At 34.8% G+C, this 14964-nt stretch carries 17 protein-coding genes and 1 rRNA gene; 5 read left to right on the plus strand and 13 right to left on the minus strand.

The annotated features are described in order from the left end of the window. From LD272_RS15765 to LD272_RS15780, 4 genes are all read right to left on the minus strand, one after another. Window positions 1-90 (minus strand): 16S ribosomal RNA (locus tag LD272_RS15765); the annotation flags it as partial. A 546-nt stretch (window positions 91-636) separates the two neighbouring features. After that, complete coding sequence (locus LD272_RS15770; protein WP_226037587.1) at window positions 637-897, minus strand: atypical membrane-integrating protein (Mistic protein); 261 nt, start codon at window positions 895-897, stop codon at window positions 637-639. 373 nt (window positions 898-1270) lie between these two features. After that, entirely contained in the window at window positions 1271-2092 is an 822-nt protein-coding gene (locus LD272_RS15775; RefSeq protein WP_226037588.1) for a metallophosphoesterase, read from the minus strand. 151 nt (window positions 2093-2243) lie between these two features. Then, entirely contained in the window at window positions 2244-3410 is a 1167-nt protein-coding gene (locus LD272_RS15780) for a TraB/GumN family protein (RefSeq protein WP_226037589.1), read from the minus strand. A gap of 294 nt (window positions 3411-3704) precedes the next feature. Here LD272_RS15780 and LD272_RS15785 point away from each other — a divergent pair, with 294 nt between their 5' ends. The 3 genes from LD272_RS15785 (at window position 3705) to LD272_RS15795 (ending at window position 4833) form a co-directional block, all read left to right on the plus strand. Then, window positions 3705-4034 carry a YolD-like family protein gene (locus LD272_RS15785; protein ID WP_226037590.1) on the plus strand — a complete coding sequence of 110 codons (330 nt, stop codon included), beginning with the start codon at window positions 3705-3707 and terminating at the stop codon, window positions 4032-4034. Window positions 4035-4120: 86 nt separating this feature from the next. Then, window positions 4121-4264 carry a hypothetical protein gene (locus tag LD272_RS15790; protein ID WP_226037591.1) on the plus strand — a complete coding sequence of 48 codons (144 nt, stop codon included), beginning with the start codon at window positions 4121-4123 and terminating at the stop codon, window positions 4262-4264. 296 nt (window positions 4265-4560) lie between these two features. Then, window positions 4561-4833, plus strand: coding sequence for a hypothetical protein (locus LD272_RS15795; protein WP_226037592.1), 273 nt, complete (start codon window positions 4561-4563; stop codon window positions 4831-4833). Window positions 4834-5005: 172 nt separating this feature from the next. Here the strand turns inward: LD272_RS15795 and LD272_RS15800 are convergent, their stop codons facing one another. Continuing rightward, a complete protein-coding gene (locus LD272_RS15800) occupies window positions 5006-5794 on the minus strand; it encodes a DUF2268 domain-containing putative Zn-dependent protease (protein ID WP_226037593.1) in 789 nt (262 codons plus the stop codon). Between the two features lie 153 nt (window positions 5795-5947). Between LD272_RS15800 and LD272_RS15805 the strand changes: the two genes are divergently transcribed. Beyond that, entirely contained in the window at window positions 5948-6661 is a 714-nt protein-coding gene (locus tag LD272_RS15805; RefSeq protein WP_226037594.1) for a class I SAM-dependent methyltransferase, read from the plus strand. Window positions 6662-6891: 230 nt separating this feature from the next. Here LD272_RS15805 and LD272_RS15810 read toward each other — a convergent pair whose 3' ends face one another. Continuing rightward, window positions 6892-9120 (minus strand): MMPL family transporter, encoded by a 2229-nt coding sequence (locus LD272_RS15810; protein WP_439647405.1) that lies wholly within the window; start codon window positions 9118-9120, stop codon window positions 6892-6894. A gap of 162 nt (window positions 9121-9282) precedes the next feature. Here LD272_RS15810 and LD272_RS15815 point away from each other — a divergent pair, with 162 nt between their 5' ends. Further along, the gene (locus tag LD272_RS15815) at window positions 9283-9909 is read left to right on the plus strand and encodes a TetR/AcrR family transcriptional regulator (protein ID WP_226037596.1); all 627 of its coding nucleotides are present in this window, start codon (window positions 9283-9285) and stop codon (window positions 9907-9909) included. 35 nt (window positions 9910-9944) lie between these two features. Here LD272_RS15815 and LD272_RS15820 read toward each other — a convergent pair whose 3' ends face one another. From LD272_RS15820 to LD272_RS15850, 7 genes are all read right to left on the minus strand, one after another. After that, the gene (locus LD272_RS15820) at window positions 9945-10610 is read right to left on the minus strand and encodes a hypothetical protein (RefSeq protein ID WP_226037597.1); all 666 of its coding nucleotides are present in this window, start codon (window positions 10608-10610) and stop codon (window positions 9945-9947) included. A 124-nt stretch (window positions 10611-10734) separates the two neighbouring features. After that, window positions 10735-11118, minus strand: a complete 384-nt coding sequence (locus tag LD272_RS15825; protein WP_226037598.1) for a DUF302 domain-containing protein — start codon at window positions 11116-11118, stop codon at window positions 10735-10737. Window positions 11119-11206: 88 nt separating this feature from the next. Beyond that, entirely contained in the window at window positions 11207-11518 is a 312-nt protein-coding gene (locus tag LD272_RS15830) for a rhodanese-like domain-containing protein (protein ID WP_226037599.1), read from the minus strand. Between the two features lie 843 nt (window positions 11519-12361). Next, window positions 12362-13138 carry a sulfite exporter TauE/SafE family protein gene (locus LD272_RS15835; RefSeq protein WP_226037600.1) on the minus strand — a complete coding sequence of 259 codons (777 nt, stop codon included), beginning with the start codon at window positions 13136-13138 and terminating at the stop codon, window positions 12362-12364. 137 nt (window positions 13139-13275) lie between these two features. Further along, complete coding sequence (locus LD272_RS15840) at window positions 13276-13503, minus strand: sulfurtransferase TusA family protein (RefSeq protein ID WP_226037601.1); 228 nt, start codon at window positions 13501-13503, stop codon at window positions 13276-13278. 28 nt (window positions 13504-13531) lie between these two features. Beyond that, entirely contained in the window at window positions 13532-14659 is a 1128-nt protein-coding gene (locus LD272_RS15845; RefSeq protein ID WP_226037602.1) for an MBL fold metallo-hydrolase, read from the minus strand. Window positions 14660-14722: 63 nt separating this feature from the next. Next, window positions 14723-14956: a glutaredoxin family protein gene (locus LD272_RS15850; RefSeq protein WP_226037603.1), complete on the minus strand. Its 234-nt coding sequence runs from the start codon at window positions 14954-14956 to the stop codon at window positions 14723-14725. Window positions 14957-14964: the final 8 nt, after the last annotated feature.

The raw sequence follows: 14964 nt of genomic DNA on the forward strand, positions 1-14964 counted from the left end.
AAGGGTGATCGCTTGCTTCCTGCGCTCGACTTGCATGTATTAGGCACGCCGCCAGCGTTCGTCCTGAGCCAAGATCAAACTCTCCATAAAGTTTATGAGCTTGATTGCTCGTTCAAAAAACTAGCTTAATTTCTTACTTAACATACTGGTTGTTTCGTTCAGTTTTCAAGGATCAAAATGTCGATGTCTCTTTACGACAGCTTAATTAGTATATCAACTTTTTTTGATAAAGTCAACAACTTTTTAAAATTGTTTTTTTGTGTTTTTGTGTTTCTGTGCCATTCAAATTGGCGACTCAATTAATATAACATATTCCGCAAACCAAGTCAACAACTTTTTTGTCGAAATGCGTCGAATTGGTGAAGCGATATTTAATATAACATGATTAGTAAACTTACACAAGACTTTTTACATTTATTATTCAATTAACCTTTATTGCAAGGATAGTAGTTCATAAATTGACACAAGACACTACAACAGCAGAACCATTGCAATAATTTTGCATCTTAACTAAATTTAAAACATTTATATAGAAGGAACACGTTCTTCAATGAATAAATCCACTACTAAAACAAGATATTACATTGTATTCCCTCTAACTCGTCAACCCATCATGACCTTACCTTGAAATACAAACTAATCACTATTACCTTCTATTTCATCATCATCCAATTCAACATCTTTAAGATCAAGCCAAGAAAGCATCTCATGCACTACAGTATTTATCTTTTGATTAACCGTTTCATCGCCGTACTTTTTCTTTGCACGCTCAATGTTTTTAATAACTTCCTCGTTAAATGCAATAATTGGATCATCATTTTCAATATTATTGAAGAGATCTATTATTTCATCTAATGACTTATCGAATCTTTTTCTTTCTAATTCAGTCGCCTTCATAGTTATCACCCAATACTAGGATAACCAATATAGCTATTAAATAAATATAAAAAGTGCAATGTGCATTATATAATAATACTTTCATTTGGCATATTAGAAATAATCAAATTTACTTTTAAAAAAGACTAATTATAAAATCAGCCATGACCTCGATAAAACACCTTCTTTACTCTATAAGATTTTCCTACTTCCAATGGTTCAACTTTCATAAAAGGTCACAGTAGAGTTAAGTAAATCTTTAACTGGAGACGTTCGTATCAATTGGAATGAACTAATTCAATTTAAAACACATTTACCGGAAATACCTGAAGGAAGTTATTTATTAAAGATGATTTACATTTATTCTACAGTCGCCTCAGATATTGCACATATGCTATGATTTAGTAATCGTAATTAAGCTCAACTGACTTTGATTCAGAAAACGAATTGGGAGCACACTGGTCCCAAGACCACTATCTATATAAAGATACCTGTTTTGTTCAATCTGGTATATTCCTTTTTCTAATTCAGGGAAAATACCTTGACCAGGAGCAACTAGCGCACCAATAACGGGAAATCTCACTTGTCCTCCATGCGTATGCCCGCATAAAACTAAATCAGCTGATTCATTATTATATTTTTTAATAATATCTGGTGAATGAGATAGCAGTACTGTGTACCAATCATCATTTATGTTTGCAAATGCTTTGTTAATATCTTCATGATTTGTTGATGAATCGGCAACACCAACTAAATTAAGTGTTACACTCTCTTCAGTTATTTGAGTGTTTTTATTGTCCAATATTGTAACACCCCGGTCCCTAAGTCCGTTAAAAAACGCTTCAGTTTGAGCATTTTCCCACTCGTGATTGCCAGAAACAAAATAAACGTGCTTATTTATTGAAGTAATCGTCTCAATTAAGTCAAACGTGTCTTCTAATTCTTCCGTTTTCCTATCAATCATGTCCCCGGTTAATACGATAATGTTGGCATCTAATTCTTTTACAGTACTAATCAGTTTTTCATTATTATTTACAAAGGTTTTATTATGCAAATCACTAATTTGCATAATTGTAATTTCAGAACCCTCTTGTATTTTGTTACTATTAAACTCAACTTCATTAACTTTAAAATAGTTTGTATCAAAATAGACTTTGGCTAGAGAAATTAAAAGTAATACTAAGAATGCGAAAAAAGCGAGCCTTTTTTTATTCATATACACACCACCTATCATTTAAAACTATTGCTATTTTTTTAGATATTCACCTCTATCAACCTATCTCCTTCAACAATATATATTTATTGTATTTTAAAAATAGACACTATCCATATACAGGATAGTGTCTAACTAGTGATTACTAATAACCCTATACGTTTTCTAAGAACAAACGGATTACATCTGCTCCACCAATCATGGTTCCTACCACACTTCCTAGATTTGCTAAAACAACAATGAGTAAAATTCGTGTTACCTTATTACCCCAAAAACCTTTTAGATTATATACGTCCTCAGAGAGTGTTTCAAAGTCTGCTACACTTGGTTTACGTACTAACGCTTGAACAATCCCTGCAAACCATCCTGCTGCAATCAATGGGTTTAAGGAGGTTATTGGTGCAGCAATAAATGCTGTCACAATAGCAAGAGGATGCCCTAATGCAATCGCCGTTGCAATAGCGGAAAAAGATCCGTTCCATAATACCCAACTTAATGTTTGCTGTATTCCCGCAGAAGGATTTGCATAGAAGGTATATGCAATAACCGAAATAATGAGTAGCGGAATAGCCCAAGCAATTATTTTAGGCAGTTTTGATTTAGCTGGTAGTTGAGATAATCGTTCTAAGTCATGTTCCTTTGTAATTTCTTTTTTAATACCAGGAATATGTGCAGCTCCTAGAACAGCAACAACCTTATTACCTGGAGCATTCTTGATTTTCTGGGACAAATACTGATCTCGCTCATCAATTAATGGCGTCTTAAGTCTTGGGAAGTTTACTGTAAGTTCATCTAACATGGTATCAAGCATGTCTTGAGTTTTCATTTTTTCCATTTCTTCTTCTGAAATCGTTTCGTTACTAAAAATACTTGCTACTATTTGCATAAGCAGCTTTGTTTTCCCCCATAGTCCAACGCCATGCCATATACGAGAAAAGGTTATTTGAATATTTCTGTCAGCTAGCACTAGGTTAGCATCTATTTCTTTTGCTGAATCGATTCCTTGAATCATTTCTTGTCCGGGATTAATCCCAAACTGCTTTGCCATTCGTTTCTGGAAAGAAGATATGACAAGATTCATTAAAAGTAAGGTAGCTTTCTTTTCTTTAATAACCTTAAAAACATCCATTTCTTGCCACTTACTTCCAGAAATAATAGATTGGTATCTTTGTTCATCCAATTCTATGCAAACAGAATCTGGTTTTTCTGATTCAATAACTTCCTTTACTTGTTCCGCACTTTGTCTGGATACGTGAGCAGTTCCGATAAGAATAATTTCCTTACCATCTAAATTTATTGTTGTAATATTTTGGTTTGACATAACTACCTTCCTTTTGAAAACTCGTAATAATACTCAACTTATTCAATACGTTTAATTAACAGCATGATATACATGAGTAATTTCTTTCTACACTATTTTTCTCTACCCCTCAAATGATATATGTTATTCAACTAAAAAGCCATCAATTGAATAGTTTCCTTATACATTATACAGGTTTATTCGTTTTTCAACTATTTATCTTTAGTAAAAAAATAAAAAATTTGACTTGTAAGAACAGAACAATTAGCTTATACTAACCATATCGAACATATGTTCCAATAGTGAGGTGATAGCATGACTAAAGTTAATGACCGCGGGAACATTAAATGGACCCCTTTCATGATGCCTGAACACATTGAGATGCTAAATAATTATTGGGAATCTCAAAAAAATATAGCTAAACCTATCTTAAGTGAAGATCATTATGAGGAAATGGCTCGAACAATAGAAGAAGCTATTGAATACTTATTTGTGGTTGATATCCAGTATTACAAAAATCATCGAATTAAGGTGATTGAAGGAGTTATTAAACGCTCTGTACAGCACAGATTAGAAATTCAAACAGAAGACGGAATAGACTATCTGGATTTTACGGAAATCTTAGATGTATCAATTATTAAGTAACATCTTTTGTTATAATAACAGTAAGCCTTCATTGGATGAGAATGAGGGAAAAGTTGACGGTGTCATTAAAAAAGAGGTGAAACAAGATGGGTCTTAAGTCTAAAATTTATAAGGTACTACGTATTTGGAACGACGTTGACTCAGTTCGAAAAGGTCGTGTTGGGAAACGAATCGGAAGGCGAACAGCCGGCAAAGCAACAGGCAAAATGATGAGAAAGTTGTTTAAGTAATAGCCTCGCTCAGGGGCGAGGCTATTACTTAATAGAGATAACTTAAGTTAAAAATCGCGCTAAGAGAATCCAACAGCATGCGTCCAAATGAGATTATACTTAGGTACAATGATTTGTATGTTGGACCCTAATCAACATGCCATTCCTCTCATCCCCATCATTATAACCTCTAAGTTAATTCAATCTCGATAGTTTTAGATTTCCACTAATCACCTGATACACCTGTCCCTTACGCTTGTTAATGTCGATACATAAACTAGTGATATAACGATACAGAGCTATGGGGGTGAGACAAAATGTCTGTTGAACATTATCATGGACTATGCCAAAAATACAGAGGTAGGGCTGTGCACATCACAACTCATGATGGCAGAACTCACAGAGGGGTCATTCAACATGTAGATCACGGCAGAGTTTATTTGCAACCACTTGACCGAACTAGAGACTTAGGTGGGTTTAGTTACGGTGCGTTCGGTCCTCGTTATGGTTATGGTTATGGTGGTTTTGGCTTTGGCGTTGCATTAGGATCGATTGCTACATTGGCTTTACTTCCATTATTTTTTTGGTAATTTATATAGTTTTCCTATCAAAATTTCAAGTTCAAACTAACATTCAGTTGGGGTATTTACCCCCTGAATGTTAATTATTAGTTGGCACAAAAAAATCAATGTTTTGTTCATTTTTTCACTTTATTACGTGTACATAGTATAGATATCTATTTTAGTGTACCAGGTTATTAACTTAATCTGGTGTTTTCTTTATTTGAGCAATTTCGTCCGTCGGAACATCCAATAACTCCTTGCTTGATAATTCATTCGCGTCCATATATTCCTTAACTAAATAATACCCTACACAATAACCAATCATTTTGGGGTAATAGCGTAAACCAAATAAAATGTCTTGATGTCGAATGTCTGTTTTTAACATATTTCTGTTTGGATACACTAGATTATCCCAAATTCTCTTAAGCTTTTCATTTGAGTAATATAATGTCCAACTAGCCACAGATTCTTCACTATATCTTTCACGGACGGCATTCTCTGCTAGACCTTCCAAAATAACTGTGTCCAACAACTTGTAATCCTTTTCCTTTTTATTAAATTTAGTCAATCGACAAACATGGTTGTATTCATGGGTAAACAATGATCTTATTTCCATTTCTTCGTTACCCTCCGAGACAAACAAAAATAGTTTATCTCTAAAGGCTAAACCTGCTTTTCCGTTATAATCTCTGACTATTTTTTGATTACTTACGTCTGATGGGAAAATAAAGATAGGGATAGTCGGTCCTTCCCATAATTTTTGAAGTCGCTTTTTTTCATCCGCTACAATTTGCCATACTTTATTTTTCTTTAACTCTTTTACCTGCTCGTATCCATTCTCTAATGGAAGATACATTCCATGTAGAATTAAAAAATCATAAATTTCAGCAGCTTGAACATCATCAAAATATACTTTTAGTTTTTCACAGATTTCAATAGGCTTATCATAAAAATCGAGTAACCATTTATCTGTTCTAACAACGCTCATAAGAACACTCCTAGCTGCATATCTTGGTCTATTCACCATATGAACGATACAAGCTAAACGTTACCTAATCAATATTCTAAACAGTTTACAGTCAACAATTTTATCTAAAATCATAAAATAATGTAATTCATATACAAGAGGGCGGGACGTAATTTGGAATACACATATCTTGATTGTTTGTCGTTATTCGGGGTTGGTGGTGCACATCCTGGGGGGTTACAGCTTACAAAACATCTGTTAGCACAGGAAAATATCGACGAAAATATGTCCATTCTTGACGCTGGATGTGGAACAGGCCAAACCTCTGCATTCCTCGCCGAAAAGTACCGGTGTCATGTTACTTCAATAGACTTTAACAAAATGATGCTAAACAAAGCAAAAAAAAGATTTACATCACTAAATTTACCAAGCAATTTCATCCAAGCAAGTGTTGAAAGTTTACCTTTTAATGATGAAATATTTGATATTATACTTTCAGAATCAGTAACCTCATTTACAAATCCATCTTTAACTATTCCTGAATTCAAAAGAGTACTTAAACGAAACGGAACACTAATTGCTATTGAAATGGTACTTGAAAAGCCACTTTCTGAACAAGAAGTAAAACCAATAATTAACTTTTATGGCGTCTCTCAATTATTCAATGAAGCAAAATGGTATCACTTATTTGAAAGAGCAGGTTTTAAACAGATAACTATAGAAAATTTCGGCCAACAGTTCGATGAAACCAATGTGCAAAACGCTGCCGATTTTTCACTTTCTGAAACTATTGATGAACAACTAATTGAAGTTCTTGAAGAGCATGAGCAACTATTAAATATTTATAAGGATATTTTAGGTTTCCGTATATTTAAATGCTACGCTTAGCTTGTTCTAATAAACGAATAATTTTCACTTGGAATATGGAGATGGAGGATTTTCAGGGTACAGATCGTAGAAAAATGCTTTTAAAAAAAGAGCCGCAATCCTATTTAAACAACATAGAATTGCGACTTTTAGTTCTGGAAGGTTGCTATTTTGTTCCAATCAATAACTCTAAGCGTATCCACTACTTTAAACAGAACTCTGCTTAAACACTATAACTACAAAGTTATATGCTAGCCACGCTGCTTATCAACATCTTCCTTTTTCCAAAGCTTTCCTGGCCAAAAGGCATATTTTCCAAGTACTGCTGTTATCGCAGGAACAAGTAAAGGTCTTACAATAAACGCATCTAACAATACTCCAATCGCTGTTACAATACCAAATTGGACGAGTACTTGAATAGGCATAACCGCTAACACAGAGAACGTTCCTGCCAAAATCAATCCAGCCGATGTAATAACACTACTCGTTTCTCCAACACCTTCTGAGATTGCTTTTTTCAACGGCATGTAACTACGATTTTTCCATATTCTCGAAATCATGAATATATTGTAATCTCCCCCAAGGGCAACTAAAAACACAAACGCATAAAGCGGTATTAGACCCTGCATAGCGGAGGCGCCCATAACGTAATGGATAATCAGCCATCCTAGTCCGAGTGCCGACAAAAAGGAAAGTACAACAGTTAAGAGAAGGTAAGTCATCGCAACAATTGAACGTAAATAAAGCATGAGCAAGGTTGCAATGATGACAAGGACAACAGGCATAATTATATTTTGGTCACGACGTGTGATTTCTTCTGTATCATACAACGTAGCCGTTTCTCCACCTATCCAGACTTGCTCACTTGCATTATCAATAACCACTTGTTCAAGCGTTTCTGCTGCAGATGCCTTAATTTCCGGAACCTGTTCAATAGCTTCTTTTGAGTAAGGGTCGACTGCAAGGGTTACCTGATACTCGACAACATTAGGATCAACTTCACCAACTCTTTGGTCGCTAACACTTTCAACAATAGAATACGAACTAAGCATTTCCTCAAAGTCAACATCCGCACCAGCTGTATCAACAATCAACTGTAACGGTGCTATTTCGCCAGGAGGATAATGATCAGAAATGATTGAATAGCCTTCCCGGGACGGCATATCTTCTGGAAATGAATCTAGGACTCCATAAGTATATTCAATTCTCGGGAAAAGAGCAGCAAGCCCTCCTAAGAATAGAAGACATATAATAATAATTTGCCAAGGTTTTTCGGTCACCAAACGACCAGCCGCAATACTAAACCGACTTTTCGATTTTGGACGGCGGACAGGTTTCCCTTTCTTTTTCTCCAATTCTTGAGTCATTTTTTCTGTTCGTGGTATAAACGGGAAAAATGCGGTTCTACCAAGTAACGCTAGTATTGCTGGTAATAGTGTCATAACGGCAATCGCCATCATAAATATTCCTAAACTAAACGGGATAGCGAAACGGTCATAAGATGCATATTGAGCAAGGGATAACGTTAATAAACCGATTACCGTTGTCATTGCACTCATCATAATGGCGCCGCCCGAATTTGCGATAGCCAGATGAAGTGCTTTATACTTGTTCACCTCTAGTTTTAATTCGTCACGATATCTTGAAATAAGGAACAAGCAATAATCGGTTCCAGCACCAAACAAGAGAACGGTCATAATTGAAATTGCTTGTGCATCAACAACAATCCATCCTTCTCTTGCCATAAACCCAAGTAATGGACTGATTAATCCATAGGCAAATCCAACCCCAATCAGAGGTACCACAGCTAAAATTGGCGATCGATATAAAACAATTAGTAACACAAGTACAAGCAGTACAGTTGCAATTAGCAACGTTAAATCAGCTTGACTAAACAATTCAACGGCATCTGTTGAAATGCCTACTGGGCCGGTAAACCGAACGTGCAATCCTTCTTCAGTAATATCTCCATTGAAAGGATCCATTTCCGTTAATTCAGTTATATTTTCATTCAAAGCATCCAAGGCTAGTTGCAAATCACCGGCCTTAGTAGCTTCTTCAAAAAACACCGGTGTTACGATTGCTTCGCCATCACTTGAGGCTGCTTGCATCAGTCCTTCAACCGGAATGTTCGCAAAATCTGGAGCCATTGTCTGGTTATTAAGAGGTTCAGCATTCAAATCCTTGTAAAGAGATTGAATAGCAGTAAAATCACCCTCATTTAATCCACCCTGTCGATGCCAAGCTATTAATAACGGAATACCCGCATCATTTGGAAACTGTTCATCTGCAATCTTAGTTGCCTCGACTGACATGGCATCCTCAGGTAACAAATTATTCGTACTAGTCTCTTCTTCATTTACCTGGGGCCATACAAAAGATAATAGCGCAACAATTACAATCCAGAAAGCTATAGTAACAAAGCGGCTTTTCGAACTTGCAACTATTTCTCCTAATTTATCTAACAACTTACTCATCAATAAATATCTCCTTCTCAAAATACTTTATTTCCCTATATATTTAGTCGATAAAATACATAACATTCTTATCATTAACTAATTATATATACTGGTAAGTTAATTATCAACAATTATATTTTTTGTGCTATACTAATTCCAATGATAAACAAGGAGCGAACAAGTGTGAAAGCAAAAAAAAAACGTTTACTAGGTAGACCTCCTTCCAGTGAACAAAAACAACCAACCAGTAAAACAATTCTCCAAGCAGCTTCCCATCTTTTTTTAGCTAATGGCTATCAAGAAGTATCTGTAGATGATATTGCAAGAAAATGCAATGTTACAAAGGCAACTGTTTATTACTATTATAATAGTAAAGCAGAATTATTTACAGAAACCATGGTTCAAATAATGTATCGGATTCGTGAACAAATGCAAGTTATGTTACTAGAAGAAATTCCATTACGCACTCGGCTTTTCAACGTAACTAAAGCACACTTAAAAGCAACTGTAGACATTGATTTGGATGGTTTTATGCGAGAAACAAAAAGCACTTTATCAACAGAGCAGGTTAAACAAATGCAAGAAGCAGAGGAAAATATGTATAACGCAATTGAAAAATCTTTCATAGACGCGATAGCAATTGGAGAAATCAGTGAGATAAATCCCAAATTCGCAACACAAACATATGTATCGTTATTAAAGGTAGGTAATTATCGAAACGCAGATAATGAGGCGATTTTTCCGTCAATTGAGGAAACAGCAGAACACATCATCAATTTCTTCTGGAACGGGTTATTTCATAAAAGTTGATAAGAATTTTAATCTATTTAAATAGATTAAAATTCTTATCCTTTCATGGATAATTTCTTATAGAAATAAAAAAGCACTAAACTTCCTATAAAGATGATTAAATAAAAGATTGGATTTAAGGAAAATTGAAACACTGTTGTATTAGTGAAAAAGGATAAAATCCATTGGCCGAGGCACCAACCAATCAGTATTATTAACGTAATGTTTTCTAAGGCTATCCTTTCTGGTAATAGTATAGTGACCATTATTAAAGTGACAAGTAAGCCTAAGTATCCTAAAGTATGTACATTTGTTCCCCAAATCATTTGGATAAATTCATATACAAATGAAGCAGTTAAAAACACTACCATCCACGAGAAAAGTAGTGGAATTAAATGTTTTGATACTCGTATAAATTTATATTTTCCATATAATACTGTTAAAAATACAGCAATATAAAATGACTTAGAGTCACTAGGATAAGCTAGTATTGCAATTGGATCACTAATGAATATGGAAAAATTCATTATAATCTTACCAATCCACAAAGTAATTACAAACGTAATAAGTATGGTTCCAACTTCATCTATACGCTGTTTGGTTTCTGATTTTGAGTATGGACTTATGATTCGAAAGAAAAGAAGTCCCGCTAATAAGCTACCAATCAGGATAACTAGGGAACTCTTTATAACTAGAGGTCCAATTAACCAAGCTGGTGGCATAGTTACGCCTCCTTCTTATGTCAATTATATTATAAAAAAGAAATATAAAAATTTCATGAATATAAAATAGAACGATAAAGGGCTTGCGATTCACCTTTACCGTTCTTTAACAACGATTAATTTATTAAATGCTTTTGTCAATACAGGTAATTAATCTCTCTTCAATGTCTGCTGCTAACTCCTTAATCGATTCGTCATTGACCATTTGAATCAAGGCAGTTGGTTTCGGCATACCAATCTTCGTCTTCCCTGCATCTTCATAAACAACAATTTTGCAAGGTAAGAAATAACCGACCATCAAATTTTTAGATAGTACACGCTGCGCTTCATGGGGGTTACAAACCTCAAGAACCATATAGTTTTGGTTAAAATCTAGTCCCTTTTCTTGTAGTTTATCCTTGATATCGAATTGCCACAAAACACCGAACTTTTCTTCCTTTAAGCTTCCCTCTAAAGAGTGAATCGCTTCTTCCATCGTTTTATTTGTTTCGACTGTATAATGAAACATAATATCTTCATCTCCTTTTCTATTCTGTATCCAATTTTCGGTTGATTAAAACAATAGAAAAACTAAAAGAATTTTTATTCCCTCCACCTTATTTATCCTCGTATTTCTCTACTTTATCTTCCCAGTCCAGCATACCGCCCTGCATATTCGATACATCATAGCCTTGATTACTTAAGAAGGCACAAGCATTTCCACTTCGCCCACCAGAACGACAAACCATGTAATGATGTTTGTTTTTATCAATTTCATTTAGACGTTCAGGTATTTCTCCTAACGGTATATGTTTTGCTCCCGGAATTTTCCCAAGCGCTACTTCATCATCTTCTCGCACATCGATGATACTAAGATTTTTATTCATTTTTAATTTTTCAGCTAATTCTTTTGCTGTTATTTCCTTCATATTTTTCCCTCCATAGTGTGGATACTACTGATTCCAAATATAGATTTAGACACCGAGATGATAAAAGATAGGAGTCTAAAACTGATAGTATTAAAGATACTATAACTAAGATGACAATGTCACTTCGACGATCAATACTTATAATTGACATTATACCCTTATAGGTATAATGTCAATTATAACAACAAATAAACATCATAAACCAATGCAATCGTTAAATATCGAGTGGCACTTAATATGCTTGACTATTTATTATATAGATACTGGAATTCCCAGCTCGTATTCAAGCTGAAAAGTCCGCTCATTTTTGCCATGAGTTTTTAAATTTAAAATTAACCAAAGATATAGTTTTCTTTAATTTTATCGTAGGTATAACAAAAGAAGAGCATCTCTTCTTTTGTTTGTTTTTTCAATTGCAAACGGCATCCAAGGTTCTGAAAAAATAAAGGTAAAACATTCACTATCTTTTAAACCCGAAGCACTCTAAATTCTCCGCCTTCAAACAATGTCTTTGTATAATCGATTTTAGTATTGTTAAAATAAACGGCGTCTCTTTCACTAACCAAGAATTGGATGCCATTTTGTTCTGTTATTTCATCATTTTCTAAAGCTGACTCTTCCAGAGCCAGACGGAGCTGTGGACCCCCTCAACCAATAGCCATCGATAAGCGAATCATTGGTTTTTTTCCGTCATCTATTAGACCTTGAACTTCTTTTGTGACATGTGTTAGCGCAGATTCAGTAATTTTCACCATTATAAATCCTCCCCTTCGTTAAAACTTGTCTCCGATAAATCAAATCAGTGATGATAAAACTCACCTAATCGTAGTTTAAGCTTTCAATTTATAAAATATCCAACCATATCTTAATCGCTGTTCCAGCAATTAAGACAGCTAGAATAATTTGTAGTGCTTTCGTATTCACTTTTTTTCCAGCAATTGCTCCAAGAGGAGACGCAATGATACTAGCAACAATCATTATGGCTGCAGGAAAATATTCTACTTGTCCTGTACTAACTTTTCCTATTGTCGCACCTATTGATGAAATGAAGGTAATTGCGAGCGATGACGCAATCGTCATTCTGGTTGGAATTTTTAATACCACTAACATAATTGGTACTAGCAAAAATGCACCTGCTGCTCCAACAATACCTGCCCCGACACCGACAATTAATGCTAGTCCTGCAGCAAGCCACTTATTGAATTTCACTTGATCAAAAGGAATGTCATCAATTCCCTTTTTAGGGATGAACATCATGACAGCAGCAATGATCGCTAATATTCCATAAATAAGATTAATGCCTTCCTCCGACATTAATTTTGAACCATATCCACCAACAAAACTACCAATCAAAATACTTATTCCCATGTAACCAATTAATGATTTATTTAAATACCCACCTTTTCGGTAAGCCCATACACCACCAATCGTTGCAAAAAGAACCTGAACAGCACTAATACCAGCAACTTCGTGAGCAGTAAATGTTGCTAAACCAAATAATGGAGGAATATATAAAAGCATTGGATATTTAATAATTGAACCACCAATACCTAACATACCTGAAATATAAGACCCAACGAATCCAATTAAGAAAATTGTTATAATAAATCCAAAATCCATTTCCTTCCCTCCTCATTATAGAAAATAGTAATGCCTAACCGAATGCGAAATAAAATCTCAGTTCAACTGACTTTTATTGGCATGCTTTGGTCAATTAATTACTAAGAAAAGGGAACCTTTAATGGTTCCCTTAATTTTTAACCTTTCTTAATCCAAAACTTTAAGACTTCATTCTCTTCTGTATCTTTCACTAATTCATGACCACCAGATTTCGTCCATGCAGCTAAATCACTCTTAGCACCCTTATCTGTCGCATGAACTTCTAAAATTTGACCTACTTCTAATTCATTAATAGCTTTTTTTGTTTTTACAATCGGCATTGGACATGCGAGACCCTTTGCATCTAATACTTTTGTTATTTCCATTTTCAATTACCTCCTTAGTTTTCTGAAATTAGCGTACCGCACAACGGTTTGGTCCAATTTCCATTTCTCTTTGTTTTTCTTCTTCAGGATTTACTTTCCCCATATTTGTTTCACGAATTTCTTGATACGCATTTGGTTGCGGCGGTAAATTTTCCGTCACTAATTTTCTGAATTCATTTTCATCTTCAATAGTTAATCCGTGATTTTTAGCAAATAGCGTTCCTAGTTTTTCAGATACACTACCATCATCGTTTAATTCATCAATAATCATAAAGTGAGCTGGAAGAACTACTAACTCCTCAGATAACTCTCTATAACGTGAGTATAAGCTTTCTCTAAGGTCCCCTACCCAATCTTCTGCCATTCCAGCAAGATCTGGTCTTCCAATTGAATCAATGAAGAGTATATCTCCTGACAGTAAGAATTGCCCATCAACTACGAACGATGTTGAACCAATTGTGTGACCTGGAGAATATAATGCATGAATATCAATTGCTGTGTTACCAATTGTTACTACATTTCCACCTTCTAATGGCGCATAGTCAAACGTTACTTCTGTTGCATCTTTTGGAGGTAACCAGTATGTTGCATTTGTTTCCTCAACAATCTTTCTTCCTCCTGATATGTGATCCGCGTGAAGGTGCGTGTCAAATACATGGGTAATTTTCGCACCAATACTTTCTGCAAACTCAAGATAAATATCTGTCATACGTGTTGCATCAATCAGGGCAGCTTCACCATTTGAGACAACCATATAAGATAAACATCCTTTTCCGATACGAACAAATTGGTAGATTTCTCCGCCGTCGTTTACGTTTCCTACTTTAACCGGTTCTAAGTGTTCACTCCATGCTTTCATACCACCTGGAAGGTAAGAAGCAGTTAATCCTTCTTCAGAAAGCATTTCAGCTACCATAACCGATGACCCCTCTTTGGCACATACTACTAATAGTTCTTTATTAGCAGGGATTTCATCCATAATTCCCTCCACACCATCAAGTAGTTCGAAGTAAGGAATGTTGAAATGCTCAAAATTTTCACCTTCAATTTTCCAGTCCTTAAAATCATCTTCGTTACGAACATCTAAGATAAATAGTTCATCTTTGTTAACTATCTTTTTTGTTACTTCTTTAACTGACATTGCATTTACAGTCATTAATTTTACCCCCTACGGTATTAATTATTCCAAAAAAATATTCTTAAATTATACTAGTAAGACCTAATTATTCAATACTTCCATAATCTTATTTGGGTCAAAACCCAAAATCCAATGACCATTGACTTCTGTTTGCGGCACACCCATTTGTCCTGTAGTATTAACGACTTTTTGCATCATTATTGGATCTTTTTCTACATTCAGTTCTTTAAAAGGAATATTCTTTTCCGATAAGAAATTTTTCAACATAACACAATACGGACACTGTGTCGTTGTATAAATAGTTATTGAATTCATAATATAAG

It is taken from the genome of Aquibacillus saliphilus, from assembly GCF_020404745.1.
Taxonomy (GTDB): Bacteria; Bacillota; Bacilli; order Bacillales; family Amphibacillaceae; genus Aquibacillus; species Aquibacillus saliphilus.

What these genes read in the sequence shown, in the direction of transcription:
- LD272_RS15770 (WP_226037587.1), bottom strand. Translation starts at nt 897, where the DNA reads ATGAAGGCGACTGAATTAGAAAGAAAAAGATTCGATAAGTCATTAGAT.
- LD272_RS15775 (WP_226037588.1), bottom strand. Translation starts at nt 2,092, where the DNA reads ATGAATAAAAAAAGGCTCGCTTTTTTCGCATTCTTAGTATTACTTTTA.
- LD272_RS15780 (WP_226037589.1), bottom strand. Translation starts at nt 3,410, where the DNA reads ATGTCAAACCAAAATATTACAACAATAAATTTAGATGGTAAGGAAATT.
- LD272_RS15785 (WP_226037590.1), top strand. Translation starts at nt 3,705, where the DNA reads ATGACTAAAGTTAATGACCGCGGGAACATTAAATGGACCCCTTTCATG.
- LD272_RS15790 (WP_226037591.1), top strand. Translation starts at nt 4,121, where the DNA reads ATGGGTCTTAAGTCTAAAATTTATAAGGTACTACGTATTTGGAACGAC.
- LD272_RS15795 (WP_226037592.1), top strand. Translation starts at nt 4,561, where the DNA reads ATGTCTGTTGAACATTATCATGGACTATGCCAAAAATACAGAGGTAGG.
- LD272_RS15800 (WP_226037593.1), bottom strand. Translation starts at nt 5,794, where the DNA reads ATGAGCGTTGTTAGAACAGATAAATGGTTACTCGATTTTTATGATAAG.
- LD272_RS15820 (WP_226037597.1), bottom strand. Translation starts at nt 10,610, where the DNA reads ATGCCACCAGCTTGGTTAATTGGACCTCTAGTTATAAAGAGTTCCCTA.
- LD272_RS15825 (WP_226037598.1), bottom strand. Translation starts at nt 11,118, where the DNA reads ATGTTTCATTATACAGTCGAAACAAATAAAACGATGGAAGAAGCGATT.
- LD272_RS15830 (WP_226037599.1), bottom strand. Translation starts at nt 11,518, where the DNA reads ATGAAGGAAATAACAGCAAAAGAATTAGCTGAAAAATTAAAAATGAAT.
- LD272_RS15835 (WP_226037600.1), bottom strand. Translation starts at nt 13,138, where the DNA reads ATGGATTTTGGATTTATTATAACAATTTTCTTAATTGGATTCGTTGGG.
- LD272_RS15840 (WP_226037601.1), bottom strand. Translation starts at nt 13,503, where the DNA reads ATGGAAATAACAAAAGTATTAGATGCAAAGGGTCTCGCATGTCCAATG.
- LD272_RS15845 (WP_226037602.1), bottom strand. Translation starts at nt 14,659, where the DNA reads ATGACTGTAAATGCAATGTCAGTTAAAGAAGTAACAAAAAAGATAGTT.
- LD272_RS15850 (WP_226037603.1), bottom strand. Translation starts at nt 14,956, where the DNA reads ATGAATTCAATAACTATTTATACAACGACACAGTGTCCGTATTGTGTT.